We start from the raw sequence: 14,440 nt of genomic DNA, 5'->3' as shown, positions 1-14,440 counted from the left end.
TCCATGAACACCATCAAGACCGTAGGCGTCGTCGGATGCGGCACCATGGGAACGGGCATCGCGATCGTCGTGGCCCGCGCCGGCTACAAGCTGCGCGCCTACGACACCCGCGCCGAGCTGGCCGAACAGGGGCGCCGGCAGGCGGCCGCCTTTCTGCGCAAATCGGTGGAGCGCGGCAAGCTGGCGGCCGGCCAGGACGAAGCCATATTGGCCAACTGGCATGCCAGCGACGACATCCAATCGCTAGCCGACTGCGACATCATCATCGAGGCGGTGTTCGAGGACATCCAGGTCAAGCACGAACTGTTCCGCAAGCTGGACCAGATCTGCGCGCCCCACACGCTGTTCACCTCCAATACCTCCACCCTGTCGATCACCGAGATCGCCGGCGGCAGCGGCCGCGACAGCCAGGTCGTGGGCATGCATTTCTGCCTGCCCGCGCAGCTGATGAAGCTGGTGGAGGTCTCCCCTGGCCTGAACACCTCGCGCGAAACGCTGGAACAGGCATGGGCATTCTGCGAGGCACTGGGCCAGCAGCCCGTGCTCACGCGCGACACGCCGGGATTCATCCTCAACTACTTCTTGGTGCCCTGGCACAACGACGTCATCAACATGGTGGACCAAGGAGTCGCGGAACCGGCCGACATAGACCTGGCGGTCAAGACGGCCCTGGGCTATCCGCTGGGACCGCTGACCTTGCTGGACATGGTCGGCATGGACACCCAGAAGCTCTTGTGCGAGGCGCTGCACGGCAGCACCAATGAGCCGCGCGCGGCCTGCCCCCCCTTGGTCAAACGCATGATTGGCGCCGGACGCCTGGGCCGCAAGAGCGGCGCCGGCTTCCATCGCTACGACAACGACAAGATCTTCGGAGCATGACAACCATGGCTTACCGCATCATCGACACCGGGGAAAGCGCGTCTTTCCCCCAAGCCCACGACTTCCTTGCGCAGGCCCACGCCAACGGCGAGGGACGGGTCTACCTGGGCGCCCAGGCCGGCCAGCGCTACCGGCAGGAACAGGCGGAAAGCCAGCAGGCTCCCTTCGTCGCCATCGAGCTGGACCTGGAATGTCTGGGCGTGCATACGGGCGACGACGACGACGGCCGCGCCCGCAACGTGGTCGGGTTCGCACGGTTCCGCCTGGGCGACGACGCGCCGACCCGGCTCATCGAACTGGTGCACAAACCCTACACGAGTCCAGATGCTCTACAGGCCGCACGTGCTGCCTTTGCGGCCGCCGGCCTGGAGGTCGCCGTCTGCAACGACTTTCCGGGCCGCATCCTGAACCGCCTGGTGCGGCCCTACTACAACGCGGCGCTGCGGCGCCTGGACGAAGGCCTGGCCAGCGCCGATGACATGGACACCACCCTGCGCCTGGGTCTGGGGTATCCAGAAGGCCCCATCGCCCTGCTCGGCCGCACCGGCCTGCACCACCACTACCGGGTAAGCCAGGCCTTGTACGAAATGCTGGGCCAGGAAGCCTACGCCCCCGCGCGGCGCGCACGCGTCGCTTGGCAGCGTCACCTCCAGGAGAACGGCAATGCAAGCGCTTAGCGACATCACAGTGCTGGACTTCAGCACCCTGTTGCCCGGCCCCCTGTGCACGCTGCTGCTGGCCGAGGCCGGCGCGCGCGTCATCAAGATCGAACGCCCGGCCGGCGGCGACGAGATGCGCGGCTACCTGCCCCGCTTTGGCGAGGACAGCGTCAACTTCACCTTGCTCAACCGCGGCAAAGCCTCGGTGGCGATAGACCTGAAGAATGAAGACGAGCGCGCGCGCCTGCGCCAACTCATCGAAGAGGCCGACGTGCTGATCGAACAGTTCCGTCCCGGCGTCATGCAACGCCTGGGCCTGGACTACGAAAGCGTGACGCGCATCAACCCGCGCCTGGTGTATTGCTCGATCACCGGCTATGGGCAGGAAGGCGCCAGGGCCGGCATGGCCGGCCACGACCTGAACTACCAGGCGCTGACCGGCATGCTGTCGCTGACGGGGGACGCGCAAGGACGGCCCCTGGTGCCGCCCACGCTCACCGCGGATCTTGCCGGCGGCGCCTACCCCGCCTTCATGAACATCCTGCTGGCCCTGCGCCAGCGCGACCGCGAGGGCAAGGGACGCCACCTGGATGTAGCCATGGCGGACAACCTTTTCACGCTCATGTATTGGGGCCTGGGCAACGGCTGGAGCCAGGGGCTATGGCCTCGGCCCGGGAGCGACAAGGTCACGGGCGGCAGTTGCCGCTACCAGGTGTACCAGACGGCGGACGGACGCCACCTGGCGGTGGCGCCGCTGGAAGACAAGTTCTGGCGCGCCTTCGTCGAGGTCATCGGCCTGCCGGAGCTGGCCGATGCGGCCGACGACGACCCCAGCGTGCGCCAGCGCGTCGCGGCCGTCCTGATCCAGCGCAGCGCCGAGGCATGGATGCAGGCTTTCGGCGACGGCGATACCTGCGTCAGCCTGGTCGCCAGCCTGCGCGAGGCCGCCGAGGACACGCACTTCATTGCGCGCGGCCTGTTCTCGCGCGAAGTCGCCGACGGCGCGGGCCAGACCATGCCCGCCTTGCCGGTTCCCATCGATCCCGGCTTGCGCGCCCCGGCGTCCCGATCCCAGGCTCCAGGCCTGGGAGAACACACGGAGCGCATCCTGGCTGCGCAGGAGGCGGCAGAATGAAAGCGCTGTTGGTCAGAAACTTCGCGCCCGCCAGCGACCACCGTGTCGAAACCGTCGCCGACCCCGTGCCTGGCGCTGATGAGGTGTTGATCCAGGTCGCCGCGGCCGGCGTGAATTATCCGGACACGCTGGTGGTCTCAGGCAAGTACCAGATCCTGCCGGCCTTGCCGTTCGTGCCGGGCAAGGACGCCAGCGGCACCGTGCTGCGCACCGGACCGAGCGTCACCGGCTTCAAGCCCGGCGATCGCGTGGTGGCGCACATGGAACACGGCGCCTACGCCAGCCAGGCCGTCGCCCGCGCCGCCCACTGCCACCTGCTGCCCGACGGCGTCAGCCACGAAGACGCCGCCGCAATGGGTTTGGTGTTCCAGACCGCCTATCTGGCGCTGCTGGAACGCGGCGGCTTCAGGGCCGGCGAAACCGTGCTGGTCAACGGCGCGGCCGGCGGCGTCGGCGGCGCCGCGGTGCAGCTGGTCAAGGCCCTGGGCGGCATCGCCCTGGCCGGCGTCAACACGCCGCAGCAGGCGCAGGCGGCCCGCGAGATGGGCGCCGACCACGTGATCGATCTGTCGGCGGAAAACCTGCGCGACAGCCTGCGCGATCAGGTCTGGGCGGCAACCGCTGGCCATGGCGCGGACATCGTGCTCGATCCCCTGGGCGATGAAGTCTTCGCGGCTTCGCTGCGCGCCCTGGCCTGGTGCGGCAGGCTGGTGGTGATCGGTTTCGCGGCGGGCCAGATACCGACGTTGAAGGCGAACTATCTGCTGCTCAAGAACATCAGCGTCATCGGACTGCAATGGAGCGACTACCGCGACCGCCAGCCCGAGAAGATCGCGCGGGCGCAGGCACTGCTGCTACGCATGCGCGAACAAGGATTGATCCGTCCCAGGCTGGCCGCCAGCCTGCCACTGGAAGAGGTGGCCATCGCCCTGCAGGCTCTGGAGCAAGGCCGCGCCACCGGCAAGTACGTCGTTCATATGGAATCCCCCGTGCATCGCCCAACCTGAGAAGGCAGGACATATCCCATGAAACAGACAACCGTAGTCATGGCCGCGCTGCTAGGCGGTTCGCTGTACGCATTCCCTGGCCACGCACAGGGAGTCGCCCCATTTCGCCTGGGCGCCATCGTCGACATGACCGGCGTGTATTCGGCGCATGGCGGCCCCGGCATGGTCACGGCAGTTAAGATGGCGGCCGAGGACTTCGGCGGCAAGGTGCTGGACCGCCCCATCGAAGTCCTGTCCGCGGACTACCAGAACAAGGTCGACATCGCAGCCACGCGCGCGCGCCAATGGTACGACCGCGACGGCGTCAGCGCCATCATCGAGTCCACCGACTCCGCATCGGCCCTGGCCCTGCAAACCCTGGGCAAGGAAAAGAAGCGCATCACGCTGTTCGCCGGCTCGGCCTCGTCCAACCTGACCAACGCGGCGTGCTCGCCCTATGGCGTGCACTATGTCTACGACACCTACGTCCTGGCCAACGGCACGGGCCGCGCCGTGACCCGCGCCGGCGGCGACAACTGGTTCTTCATCACCGCGGACTATGCCTTCGGCCATTCGCTGGAGCGCGACACCAGCAATGTCATCAAAGCGAACGGCGGCAAGATCCTGGGCAATGTGCGCGCGCCGCTGTCCAGCGCCGATTTCGCTTCCTATCTGCTGCAGGCCCAGGCCAGCAAGGCCAAGGTGATCGGCCTGGCCAACGCCGGCACGGACACCCAGAACGCGGTGCGCCAGGCCTCGGAGTTCGGCATCACGCAAAGCGGCCAGAAGCTGGCCACCCTGCTGGTCTTCCTGCATGACATCAAGGGTCTGGGCCTGCAGGCCGCGCAAGGCTTGCAGTTCACCACCGGTTTCTACTGGGATCGCAACGCGGAGACCCGCGCCTGGTCGCAGCGCTATTTCGAACGCCAGAAATCCATGCCATCCATGGTGCAGGCCGGCGCCTACTCGGCCACCCTGCATTACCTGCAGGCCGTGCAGGCTGCTGGCACCGATGACGCCGATGCCGTGGCAGCCAAGATGAAGGAGATGCCGATCAATGATTTCTACGCCAGGAACGGCCGCATCCGCGCCGATGGCCGCATGGTCTACGACATGTACTTGGCGCAGGTAAAGACGCCGGCGGAATCCAAGGGCGAGTGGGACCTGCTGAAGATCCTGGACACCATTCCAGGGGACGAGGCCTACCGCCCCTTGTCGCAAAGCGAGTGCCCGCTGGTCAAGCCAGCGGGCTGAACGGGCAGCGGGCGGCGGCACTCCGGCGCGCCGCCCGCTGCACGCCTGTTCAAGCCGCCACGTACTTGAGCCAGCGGCCGCCATCCACCACCATGTTCTCGCCGGTGATGTAGGCGCCCAGGTCCGACGCCAGATAGACGGCGGCATTGGCGATATCGGACTTGTTGCCGAACCGGCCCAGGGCTGTCTTCTTGCGCTCCAGTTCCTCGCGGCCGGTCTCCTGATACAGGCGGCGCACCCCTTCCGTGTCACCGATGGGCCCAGGCGAAATGGTGTTGACGCGGATGTTGTCGCCGCCCCACTCCACCGCCAGCGCGCGCGACAAGGAAATGATCCCGGCCTTGGCCGCGCCGGCGTGCGCGGCGCCCGGCCAGCCGCTCAGGCCGAGCATGGTGGCGATACTGATAATGCAACCGCCCTCGCGGGCGGCCTTCAAATGCTTGTAGGCGGCGTGACAACCATAGAACGTGCCATTCAGATCGATGTCTATGACCGTCTTCCAGCCATTGGGCGAAAGTTCGGCGGTCGGGCAATGGAAGTTCCCGGCGGCGTTGTTCACCAGGATGTCCAGCGCACCGTGGCGCTCGACCGCGGTTTCTATGGCGCCCTGGATCTGCTCGTAGACTCTGACGTCGGTTTGCACGGCCAGGATCTCCAGGCCCTGCGCCGCCAGCGACGCCACGGCGCTGTCCAGCCGCTCCTGGTTGCGGCTCGCCACCACCACCTTTGCGCCCAGGCGCGCATAGGCCGTGGCGATCTCCAGTCCTATGCCGCCCCCGCCTCCCGTTATCAACGCCACCTTTCCTTTCAGCACATCTGCAGCAAACATTGTTTTCTCCTGTTTCACTTGTGTTCCCGGCGCGAGCGGCCTAGTTGATCTTGATTCCCGATTCCTCGATGAGCTTCTTCCACTTGGGACGCTCCGATTCCATGAAGGCGGCGAACTGTTCCGGAGTGGTGCTTTTCGGGATGCCGCTCATCCCCTCGACCCGCGCCCGGAAGTCCGGCGACGCCACGACTTTGGCGATGGTCTGGCTCAACTTGTCGACGATGGGCTTGGGCGTACCCGCGGGGACCACCACGCCGTACCAGGCGGTCAGGTCGTAGCCGGGCAAGCCGGATTCAGCCACCGTCGGCATGTCCGGCATGGACGGGACCCGATCCAGGGACGTCACCGCCAATCCCCTGAGCATGCCGCCGTCGACGAAGCGCTTGGCGGCGAAGATGCTGCCGAACACGATGGGCACCTGTCCGCCGACGACGTCCGGCATCGAGGCGCCATCGCCCTTGTAGGGAATGTGCGTCATCTGCACGCCCGCCATGGACTTCATCAGTTCGCCGGCAAAGTGGGTACTGGTGCCGTCCCCGCCCGATGCGAAGCTGTACTTGTCGGGGTTCGCCTTCAGCAGCGCGATCAACTCCTTGATGGTCTTGACCGGCACGCTGGGATGCACGGCGACCATGTTGGGCAGATAGGCCACGAAGGAGACAGGATCCAGGTCCTTCTTCGGATCGAACCCCAGGTTCTTGAACATCAGCTGATTGGCCACCAGCGGGCCGTTGGTGACCAGCAGCACCGCATAGCCATCGGGGGCCATGCGCGCAAATTGGGCCGTGCCTACGTTCCCGCCCACGCCCGGCTTGTTTTCCACGATCACTTTCTGGCCCAGCTGTTCCGTCATCGCCTCGGCCAGGCTGCGCGCCAGCGTGTCGGTCGGTCCGCCCGCCGCGAACGGCACGATCATCCTGATCGGCTTGCTCGGGTATTCGGCGGCCCAAGCGCTGGTTGCGGTAAGCGCTGCCAACGCGATCGCGGCCACTCGGGTGGCCATCTTATTGATTGCATAGTTCATGTCTGCTCCTGACTTCCTGGTTGAAAATCCACGTCTGCATCCTTCCTGGGCAACCGCAAATTCCATGCCAGGCCCGGTCTCGCCGCGCACCGTCCGGCAACCCGGCACCGCGGCCGCCAACCGGCCGCCGGCCCTGCCGCCTGGGTGAACACATATGCGTACTATGAGGACACTCGCGGCGCGGCAGGACCAGCATCCGCGGCGCACGCCCCCGTGGTACGGGTTTTGCTTCATACCCCAACACATCCGGGAAAGCCCGGACACGCCAGACTTTCTCAGGAGCCCAACCCCATGCCCGCCTTGCCCGAAAAGCCTTACGCCGGATTGCGCGTCCTGGATCTCAGCCAGGGAGTCGCCGGACCTTACTGCGCCATGCTCCTGCTGGAACAAGGCGCCGAGGTCATCAAAGCGGAATCGCCTGCGGGAGACTGGAGCCGCGCCATAGGCCATCAGACCGAAGGCATGAGCGCGCTTGCCATTGCCTACAACCTGGGCAAGCGTTCGATCTGCGTCGACGCCCAGACCGAGGCCGGCCGCAGCCTCTTGCGTCAGCTGGCGTTGCGGGCCGACGTCGTCATAGAGAGCTTCCGCCCCGGCGTCATGGAGCGTCTGGGCCTGTCATACGCCGAACTCTCGAATGCCAGGCCCGATCAGGTCTATGTCTCGGTGTCCGCCTTCGGCCCGGACGGCCCCTATGCCGAACGGCCGGGATCGGATTCGACGCTGCAGGCCATGAGCGGCATGATGGTGGTCAACCGCGACGCGCGCGGCGCGCCGCGCAAGGTCGGCATCCTGCTGATCGACGTAACGACGGGCATCTATGCGGCGCAGGCCACGGGCGCCGCGCTGTACCGCCGCGCCGTGCGCGGCCAGGGCTCGCGGGTGCAGGTCTCCCTGCTGGAGGCCGCGGCCGCGGTGCAAAGCGGCGCCATCATCGACGAAGCCCTCAACACCGGACGCGCCGTGCAGGCGCTGAGCGTGCCGGCTGGCACCTTCGAGACCGAGGACGGGCATATCAACGTCACCTCACTGCACGACCGGATGTTCGCCTGCCTGTGCCAGGCCATAGGACAGAACGACTGGCTCGCCGACCCGCGGCTGAGCACGGCAACCGGACGTTACGCGCACGGCGAGGAGATCAATTCAACGCTGACACGGATCTTCCGCGGCAGGCCGACGGCGCATTGGGTCGAGCGCCTGAACCGGCATGGCGTGGTCTGCGGAAAAGTCTCCGACTACGCCGGCTTCCTGGCCGACGAACAGGTTGAACAACAACGGATATTCGCCTTAAGCGAGCAAGGCGGCCCATGCCGCGTGCCGATCGCCCGGCTGCCGGGCACGGCGGCGCCGGGCAGCCAGGAAAAGCGCTCACCGCGCCGCGGCGAGCACACCCGGCAAATCCTGTGTGAACTCGGTCTGGATGCCGCGCGGCAGCAGGAGCTGTTCAACGCCGGGGTCGTGCAGTCCTGACATCCCGAGGCCGGGACTCAGCTCTCCTTGCCGCCTTCCATCAGGCGCAACTGCTTGTACAGATAGGAGCGGGAGATTCCCAGCTCTTCGGCGACCCGCTTCTTGTTGCCGCCGGTGCGCTCCATGGCGTCCGCGATCAGCTCCATTTCGACGCGCTGCTTCGCTTCCCACATGTCGAAGCGGCCCGAGCCCGCGGTCGCCAGCAAGGGGCGGTACTCCTTCTCGGCCCCGATGCCGCCCGGATGCTCCAGACCGCCGAAGCTCTCCAGCGTCAGGCGGCTGCCGTCGCTGAATATCGCCGCCCGCTCCACCGCGTGCTGCAGCTGGCGCACATTGCCCGGCCAGCTGCGCGATTGCAGGTACTGGATGACATGGTCGTCGATGGACTTCCTGGCCACGCCCTGGCGCTTGGCGAAGGCGGCCAGGAAGGTATCGGCCAGCTCGGGAATATCCTCGGGCCTGTCCCGTAGCGAGGGCAGATAGAGCGTCACGGCGCTGATGCGGTAGAACAGATCCAGGCGGAACGTATTGTCCGCAACCATCTTCTGGAAGTCCCGATGGCTGGCCGAGATCAGACGGAAATCCGAGTGCAGCAGACGTTCGCCGCCCACGCGCTGGAACGTGCCATCCTGCAGCACGCGCAGCAATTTCACCTGCATTTCCATCGGCATGTCGCCGATCTCATCGAGGAACAGGCTGCTGGTATCGGAAAGCTCGAACTTACCCTTGCGGCCGCGCTTGTCGGCGCCGGTGAACGCGCCGCCTTCATAGCCAAACAGCTCGCTTTCCACCAGGCTGATGGGCATCGCGGCCGCATTGATCAGGGTCAGCGGCTTGTCGCCACGCGGGCTGAGCATGTGCAGCGCGTGCGCCACCAGCTCCTTGCCCGTCCCGCTTTCCCCCACCAGCAACACCGGCACGTCCAGCGGCGCGACCCGCAGAATGTCTTCCTTGAGCTGCCGGATGGCCTTGCTGCTGCCCACGATCTGGTCCAGCCCGTAGGAACGGTTGCGTATGCCGGAGAGTTCGCGCTTATAGAAATCGCGCTCCTGCCGCACGCGGGCGAGCTCGTTGGAGATGTCCTGGATCGCTTGCGGAATCGCCTGCGGGCCCTTGAACATGACCTGGCCGATCGCCGCCACAAGCTTCTTGTCGCGGTCGAAGATCGGGATGCGCGAAACGATGCGGGTGACGCCCTTGGCCTCATGGGCCTCGCCGATCTGCGGCTTGCCGGTAACGACCACTTCCTGCAAGCGGGTGTTCTCGATCACATCGCTGACCGGCCGGCCGATGGCGTCGCCGCGCTTCAAGCCGATCGAACGTTCGTGGATCGGGCTCATGTAAAGCAGATTGCCCGCCGCGTCGACGACGTTCATGGCCTCGTAGGGATTGGTGATGAAGTACCGGAAGATATCCGCGGCGCAATCGACGGTGGAAATGAACTCCGTCAGCTCGTCCCCGCCCGTGGAGAAGATCAGGAAACACGCGCCCTGCTCGCAAACCAGCGCAGCGACACTGTGAGCGGGCTCGATGCAAGGCAGGGCAAACAGGCGTTTGACCGGGGTGCTGGAACGATCGGCCCACAATCGGGAGAGCATCCGCGCAATCACTTCCTCCGTACCCAAACCCGAAGAAAATTTAATCTGGCCGCCCTCGTCCAGGACAAGTATCCCTTCGGTGTCTCTTACCATATCCTCTCGCTCTGCATCTGCCTTCCGTGTCTTTCGTGGCGGCATGTTGGTGGCGACGAGTGTACTCCACGGCTGCAGCGCCGCAGGCCGCGCCGGCGCTACATCTTGCCGCCGATACCCCACCGCGCAAGGCGCTCCGCCGCCCCTGTCGCGGCGTGGCCCGCGATGGCATGGAAATTGCTTGAAAGAAATGAATCGGGAACGCATTTGATGCCATGCAGCAAACCCTGTCCTTCGATCGGGGCTGCGGGCGCACCAGCCGATTTCTGTGTAACGAAAAAACCAACGAACCATCAAGAAGCGTAGAGGAGTGTCATGCCTGGTCCTTTGTCTCAAATCAAGATCGTCGACCTGACGTCAGTGGTAATGGGGCCTTATGCCACCCAGATCTTCGGCGACATGGGCGCGGACGTCATCAAGGTGGAAAGTCCCGACGGCGACATCATGCGCCACATGGGCGCAGGCCGTAGCCGGGCGATGGGGCCGATACACCTGTCGGTCAACCGGAACAAGAAAAGCCTCATGCTGGACCTGCGCATCCCCGAGGCGCGCGCAGCGCTGCTGCGCGTGGTGGCCACGGCCGATGTCTTCGTCCATGCCATGCGCCCGGCGGCCATCGAACGGCTAGGCCTGGGTTATGCGCAGATCAAGGAGATCAACCCTGGCATCGTCTACTGTGGCGCCTATGGCTTTGGCGAAGGCGGTCCCTATGCCGATGATCCTGCCTACGACGACATGATCCAGGGCGTGTCCGGCCTGTGCTCCGTCAATGCCCATCTGGCGGGAGAACCGCGTTTCACGCCCACCATCATCGGCGACAAGGTCGCCGGCCTGACCATTGCCTACAGCGTCCTGGCCGCGCTGTTCCACAAGCTGCGCACCGGCGAAGGGCAAAGCATCGAAGTGCCGATGTTCGAATCCCTGGCCTCGTTCATGCTGATAGAACATCAATGGGAACGGGCTTTCGACCCGCAGAACGGCAAGGCAGGCTATCCGCGCGTGCTCAGCCAGTTGCGCAAGCCGCACCGGACCCGGGACGGCTATCTGTGCGTGCTGCCCTACACCGACAAGAACTGGAAGGACTTCTTCCAATTGGTGGGCCGCGACGATCTGGCGCAGGATCCGCGCTACGACACGCCGAACCACCGCAGCCAGAACTACGAAACCCTGTACAAGATACTCGGGGAAATCATGACCGAGCGGACCTCCCAGGAGTGGCTGAGCCAGCTCCGGCCGCTGAGCATACCGGTCGCGCCGGTCAACAGCCTGGAGGACTTGTTCACGGACCCCCATCTGGCGGCGGTCGGCATGTTCGTGCAACAGGAACATCCCAGCGAAGGCGTGCTGACTCACGTCAGGCCGCCCGTCAAGTTCGGCAAGACGCCGAGCGAGGTCAAGCGCCTTGCGCCACGCCTGGGCGAGCACAGCCGCGAGATTCTTGCCGCGGCCGGGCTGTCCGACGGCGAGATCAGCGCACTGGCCGAAAGCGGCGCAACCCGCTAGGCCCCCTCCTTCCTTTTTGGCGGGACCGGGAGCCAGCATCCCGGTCCCGCGAACCAGACACGGAGACCACCCCATGGTGTCGCCTTCGCATTTTCTTCCCCCTCCTGCCAGCGCCAGGAAATCGTCTCATTCGCGCACCATCCAGTTGCAGGCCTACGAGCGCGAGGACGGCCTGTGGGACCTGGAGGCCTTGATCGAGGACGTCAAGCCCCAGCCCTTCACCACACAGATGCGGCATTTCGACTGCGGCGTGCCCATACATCTGATGGCGATCCGCGTAACCATCAACGAAGCCCTGGACGTGTTGGGCGCCGAGGCCGGCATGCACCGCATGCCCTTTCCCTCCGTTTGTCCCGAAGCGCAGGTGCGGCTGGAGCGGCTCGTCGGCGCGAACCTGCTCAAGGGGTTTCGCCAGGAAATCGCCAAGCGGATCTCGGCCCATGAACGCTGCTCGCACTTGTCCGAGCTGGCGACGCTGCTGCCGACCCTGGCCGTGCAGACGATCCTGCAGGGCAAGATCTCCCCGCAGGACGAGGACGATCCCGCCAAACGCCCCTTGAAGATCGGCGCTTGCCACGCGTTGCGCGAGGACGGCCCGCTGGTCAAGGAACATTACCCGCAGTGGTACAGGCCGCCGGGCCAAGCCTGAGCGCGGCCGCGATCCCGGCGCACAGCGCGTGTCTTCCGGCTGTGCGAACTGCGTGCGCCGCGGACACGGTCCGCGGCTTCGCCGCCTCCGGCCGCAGCGGCTGAACGCTGGCATCCATTTTGCTTGAAGGCTCACTCCCCCCTTCAAGGAGAAGCATGATGCCCGCGACTCACCAGGAAAGCGCCACCGCCCAGCCCACGGTCCTGCTGGAAAAGACCGGCGGTCTGGCGGTCTTGACGTTGAACCGCCCCGAAAAGCTCAATGCCCTGTCGACGGCAATGCGCGCCGAGTTCGGCGCCCACCTGCAGGACATCGCCGCCGCCCCCGACATCCATGTGGTGCTGCTGCAAGGACTGGGCCGCGCCTTCTGCGTCGGGGCCGATACCGGCGACCTGCCGACGACCCCGCTGGCCTGGCGCGACCGCATCCTGACTGCGCAGCAACACCACATGGCGCTGATCAGGATGAACAAGATCGTCATCGCCTCGGTCCAGGGCGCGGCGGCCGGCGGCGGCGCTTCGATGGCGCTTGCCGCCGACCTGCTGGTCATGGCGGATGACGCGACCCTGCGGTTCCCCTTCGTGCGCCTGGGCCTGATCCCGGACGGCGGCTGCTCCTATCTGCTGCAGTCGAAACTGGGCGTGCCGGCCGCCCTGGACCTGATGCTCACGGGAGGCGCGATGGATGCCGAGGAGGCTCGCCTGCGCGGCCTGACCCGCCGCGTGGTGCCGCGGGAAACCCTGGCCGAGGCCAGCCGCGCCTTGGCGGCCGAACTGCTGGCGCTGCCCCATGAAGCGCTGATGCTGACCAAGTCGGTCAGCCGCCAGAGCTGGAGCCTGCCCATGGACAGCGCCATGGCGCATGAGGCCGATGCGTTCGCGCTGGCCACGGCCATGCCAGGACATCAACGCGCGCTGGCGGCGGCGCAGGCGCGCAAATAGCCAGTCCGGCGGGCCCTTGCGGCTCCGCCGCCGCGAACACGCAAACACAGTCCCGCATCCGCGTGTATGCCGCGAGTACACCCCGGCAGGCGATCCGTACGCCTGCCCGGCTCCGGCCCGCGGACGGCGCATCTGGCACGAACTTTGCTTTTACACAAACACCCCCCTTTACCCATTGGAGCGTCCTACATGGCAGCACAGGAGCTGGTAGCAACACAAAGAGACGGAGACGTACTCATCATCCGCCTGGCGAACCCGGAAAGCCGGAACTCGATGACCATGGACATGCGCGAACAGCTCGGCGCGGCGATCGCCCTGGCCGAGCGCGAGCCCGGCATACGCGCGGTCTTCCTGACGGGCGACGGCCCGACTTTCTGTTCCGGCGGCGACCTGAATCATCTGCGCACGGCCTGCGATCCGTGGACGGTGCACCGACGCTTCCGCAATCTGAGCCGTTGGCTCACGCCGCTGATCACGCTGGACAAGCCGGTCGTCGTCGGCGTGAACGGCCATGCAGTGGGCGGCGGCATGGGCCTCGCACTGACCGGCGACGTGGTCATCGCCGGCGAAAGCGCGAAGTTCATGTCCGGATTCTTCAGGCTGGGCGTCGTGCCCGACATCGCGGTCATGTACCACTTGCCGCGCCTGATCGGCATGGCGCGCGCCAAGAACTTCCTGTTCAGCGGCGGCACGTTCTCCGCGCAGGAGGCCGCTGATCTGGGCCTGGTGTCCAAGGTCGTCGCGGATGCCGACCTGTATGACGCCGGCCTCACGGAGGCCAGGCGGCTGGCCGAGGGGCCCGCCGAGGTCATGGGACTGGCCAAAGCCGTCATGGCGCGCAGTTTCGAGACTTCGTTGCACGACATGCTGGCATTCGAGGGCTTCGGTCAGGTGCTGGCCATGTCCAACCCCGAATTCCGCGAAGGCTTGAACGCCGCCCTGGAACGCCGCCGCCCCGATTTTCCCGGCGCCGCAGCGGTCGTGAACCAGGGAGACAAAGCATGAGCCAGGATCTGCCGCAACCCATCGCCAATGCCGACTCCCAGCCCTACTGGGATGGAGCCCGCGAACACAAACTGCTGATCCGCAGATGCAAGGCATGCGCAGCGCTGCATTTCATGCCGCGCCATCTCTGCCCCGAATGCTGGTCGGATCAGCTCGAATGGGTGCAAAGCAAAGGCACGGGCAGCGTCTACAGCTTTTCCATCATCCGCCGCGCGCCGCTGCCCGCGTTCGCGTCCAGGACACCCTATGTCACGGCGCTGATCGAACTCGACGAAGGCCCCCGCATGGTCGCCAACATCGTGGGCGACGACGCCCTATCGGTACGGATCGGGGACAAGGTCGGCGTGGTTTTCGAAGACCGCGGCGATGGCGCCCTGATTCCCCAATTCAAAAGAACCGAGGCCTGACCGGGATG

At 65.9% G+C, this 14,440-nt stretch carries 14 protein-coding genes; 11 read left to right on the top strand and 3 right to left on the bottom strand.

The genetic code is table 11. The features are described from left to right. The first annotated feature begins 3 nt into the window (after window positions 1–3). From IB268_RS04015 to IB268_RS03995, 5 genes are read left to right on the top strand one after another with little or no spacing between them, the layout of a single operon-like run. On the top strand, window positions 4–879 hold the full coding sequence (locus tag IB268_RS04015) for a 3-hydroxyacyl-CoA dehydrogenase family protein (RefSeq protein ID WP_192353855.1): 876 nt from the start codon (window positions 4–6) through the stop codon (window positions 877–879). 5 nt (window positions 880–884) lie between these two features. Further along, window positions 885–1,556, top strand: coding sequence for a 3-hydroxyacyl-CoA dehydrogenase family protein (locus IB268_RS04010; protein ID WP_192353854.1), 672 nt, complete (start codon window positions 885–887; stop codon window positions 1,554–1,556). After that, window positions 1,543–2,673 (top strand): CaiB/BaiF CoA-transferase family protein, encoded by a 1,131-nt coding sequence (locus IB268_RS04005; RefSeq protein WP_192353853.1) that lies wholly within the window; start codon window positions 1,543–1,545, stop codon window positions 2,671–2,673. Before IB268_RS04010 ends, IB268_RS04005 begins: the two co-directional genes overlap by 14 nt. Further along, window positions 2,670–3,680, top strand: coding sequence for an NADPH:quinone oxidoreductase family protein (locus tag IB268_RS04000; RefSeq protein WP_192353852.1), 1,011 nt, complete (start codon window positions 2,670–2,672; stop codon window positions 3,678–3,680). The genes IB268_RS04005 and IB268_RS04000 overlap by 4 nt, the downstream gene beginning before the upstream one ends. Before the next feature lie 18 nt (window positions 3,681–3,698). Next, entirely contained in the window at window positions 3,699–4,913 is a 1,215-nt protein-coding gene (locus IB268_RS03995) for an ABC transporter substrate-binding protein (protein WP_192353851.1), read from the top strand. A 49-nt stretch (window positions 4,914–4,962) separates the two neighbouring features. On the opposite strand, the gene IB268_RS03990 is transcribed toward IB268_RS03995, so the two are convergent. Further along, complete coding sequence (locus IB268_RS03990; RefSeq protein ID WP_192353850.1) at window positions 4,963–5,742, bottom strand: SDR family oxidoreductase; 780 nt, start codon at window positions 5,740–5,742, stop codon at window positions 4,963–4,965. A gap of 40 nt (window positions 5,743–5,782) precedes the next feature. Further along, window positions 5,783–6,766, bottom strand: a complete 984-nt coding sequence (locus tag IB268_RS03985) for a tripartite tricarboxylate transporter substrate binding protein (protein ID WP_192353849.1) — start codon at window positions 6,764–6,766, stop codon at window positions 5,783–5,785. A 291-nt stretch (window positions 6,767–7,057) separates the two neighbouring features. Between IB268_RS03985 and IB268_RS03980 the strand changes: the two genes are divergently transcribed. After that, window positions 7,058–8,236 carry a CaiB/BaiF CoA-transferase family protein gene (locus IB268_RS03980; protein WP_192353848.1) on the top strand — a complete coding sequence of 393 codons (1,179 nt, stop codon included), beginning with the start codon at window positions 7,058–7,060 and terminating at the stop codon, window positions 8,234–8,236. A gap of 17 nt (window positions 8,237–8,253) precedes the next feature. On the opposite strand, the gene IB268_RS03975 is transcribed toward IB268_RS03980, so the two are convergent. Beyond that, complete coding sequence (locus IB268_RS03975; RefSeq protein WP_225591291.1) at window positions 8,254–9,834, bottom strand: sigma-54-dependent Fis family transcriptional regulator; 1,581 nt, start codon at window positions 9,832–9,834, stop codon at window positions 8,254–8,256. Between the two features lie 408 nt (window positions 9,835–10,242). Here IB268_RS03975 and IB268_RS03970 point away from each other — a divergent pair, with 408 nt between their 5' ends. The 5 genes from IB268_RS03970 (at window position 10,243) to IB268_RS03950 (ending at window position 14,432) form a co-directional block, all read left to right on the top strand. Beyond that, on the top strand, window positions 10,243–11,430 hold the full coding sequence (locus IB268_RS03970; RefSeq protein ID WP_192353846.1) for a CaiB/BaiF CoA-transferase family protein: 1,188 nt from the start codon (window positions 10,243–10,245) through the stop codon (window positions 11,428–11,430). Window positions 11,431–11,503: 73 nt separating this feature from the next. Beyond that, window positions 11,504–12,079: a DUF2889 domain-containing protein gene (locus IB268_RS03965; protein ID WP_192353845.1), complete on the top strand. Its 576-nt coding sequence runs from the start codon at window positions 11,504–11,506 to the stop codon at window positions 12,077–12,079. Window positions 12,080–12,234: 155 nt separating this feature from the next. Beyond that, window positions 12,235–13,020, top strand: coding sequence for an enoyl-CoA hydratase/isomerase family protein (locus IB268_RS03960; protein ID WP_225591290.1), 786 nt, complete (start codon window positions 12,235–12,237; stop codon window positions 13,018–13,020). 189 nt (window positions 13,021–13,209) lie between these two features. Further along, window positions 13,210–14,025 carry an enoyl-CoA hydratase/isomerase family protein gene (locus IB268_RS03955; protein WP_042797744.1) on the top strand — a complete coding sequence of 272 codons (816 nt, stop codon included), beginning with the start codon at window positions 13,210–13,212 and terminating at the stop codon, window positions 14,023–14,025. Continuing rightward, window positions 14,022–14,432 (top strand): Zn-ribbon domain-containing OB-fold protein, encoded by a 411-nt coding sequence (locus IB268_RS03950; RefSeq protein ID WP_192353844.1) that lies wholly within the window; start codon window positions 14,022–14,024, stop codon window positions 14,430–14,432. The genes IB268_RS03955 and IB268_RS03950 overlap by 4 nt, the downstream gene beginning before the upstream one ends. Window positions 14,433–14,440: the final 8 nt, after the last annotated feature.

Source organism: Achromobacter sp. ACM01 (assembly GCF_014851745.1).
In the GTDB taxonomy this organism is placed as follows: Bacteria; Pseudomonadota; Gammaproteobacteria; order Burkholderiales; family Burkholderiaceae_B; genus Achromobacter; species Achromobacter aegrifaciens.
This window is presented reverse-complemented; position numbering and strand designations above follow the sequence as displayed.

Excerpts from the sequence above, each read along its gene's own strand:
- IB268_RS04015 (WP_192353855.1), top strand. The coding sequence starts at position 4 with ATGAACACCATCAAGACCGTAGGCGTCGTCGGATGCGGCACCATGGGA.
- IB268_RS04010 (WP_192353854.1), top strand. The coding sequence starts at position 885 with ATGGCTTACCGCATCATCGACACCGGGGAAAGCGCGTCTTTCCCCCAA.
- IB268_RS04005 (WP_192353853.1), top strand. The coding sequence starts at position 1,543 with ATGCAAGCGCTTAGCGACATCACAGTGCTGGACTTCAGCACCCTGTTG.
- IB268_RS04000 (WP_192353852.1), top strand. The coding sequence starts at position 2,670 with ATGAAAGCGCTGTTGGTCAGAAACTTCGCGCCCGCCAGCGACCACCGT.
- IB268_RS03995 (WP_192353851.1), top strand. The coding sequence starts at position 3,699 with ATGAAACAGACAACCGTAGTCATGGCCGCGCTGCTAGGCGGTTCGCTG.
- IB268_RS03990 (WP_192353850.1), bottom strand. The coding sequence starts at position 5,742 with ATGTTTGCTGCAGATGTGCTGAAAGGAAAGGTGGCGTTGATAACGGGA.
- IB268_RS03985 (WP_192353849.1), bottom strand. The coding sequence starts at position 6,766 with ATGAACTATGCAATCAATAAGATGGCCACCCGAGTGGCCGCGATCGCG.
- IB268_RS03980 (WP_192353848.1), top strand. The coding sequence starts at position 7,058 with ATGCCCGCCTTGCCCGAAAAGCCTTACGCCGGATTGCGCGTCCTGGAT.
- IB268_RS03975 (WP_225591291.1), bottom strand. The coding sequence starts at position 9,834 with ATGCTCTCCCGATTGTGGGCCGATCGTTCCAGCACCCCGGTCAAACGC.
- IB268_RS03970 (WP_192353846.1), top strand. The coding sequence starts at position 10,243 with ATGCCTGGTCCTTTGTCTCAAATCAAGATCGTCGACCTGACGTCAGTG.
- IB268_RS03965 (WP_192353845.1), top strand. The coding sequence starts at position 11,504 with ATGGTGTCGCCTTCGCATTTTCTTCCCCCTCCTGCCAGCGCCAGGAAA.
- IB268_RS03960 (WP_225591290.1), top strand. The coding sequence starts at position 12,235 with ATGATGCCCGCGACTCACCAGGAAAGCGCCACCGCCCAGCCCACGGTC.
- IB268_RS03955 (WP_042797744.1), top strand. The coding sequence starts at position 13,210 with ATGGCAGCACAGGAGCTGGTAGCAACACAAAGAGACGGAGACGTACTC.
- IB268_RS03950 (WP_192353844.1), top strand. The coding sequence starts at position 14,022 with ATGAGCCAGGATCTGCCGCAACCCATCGCCAATGCCGACTCCCAGCCC.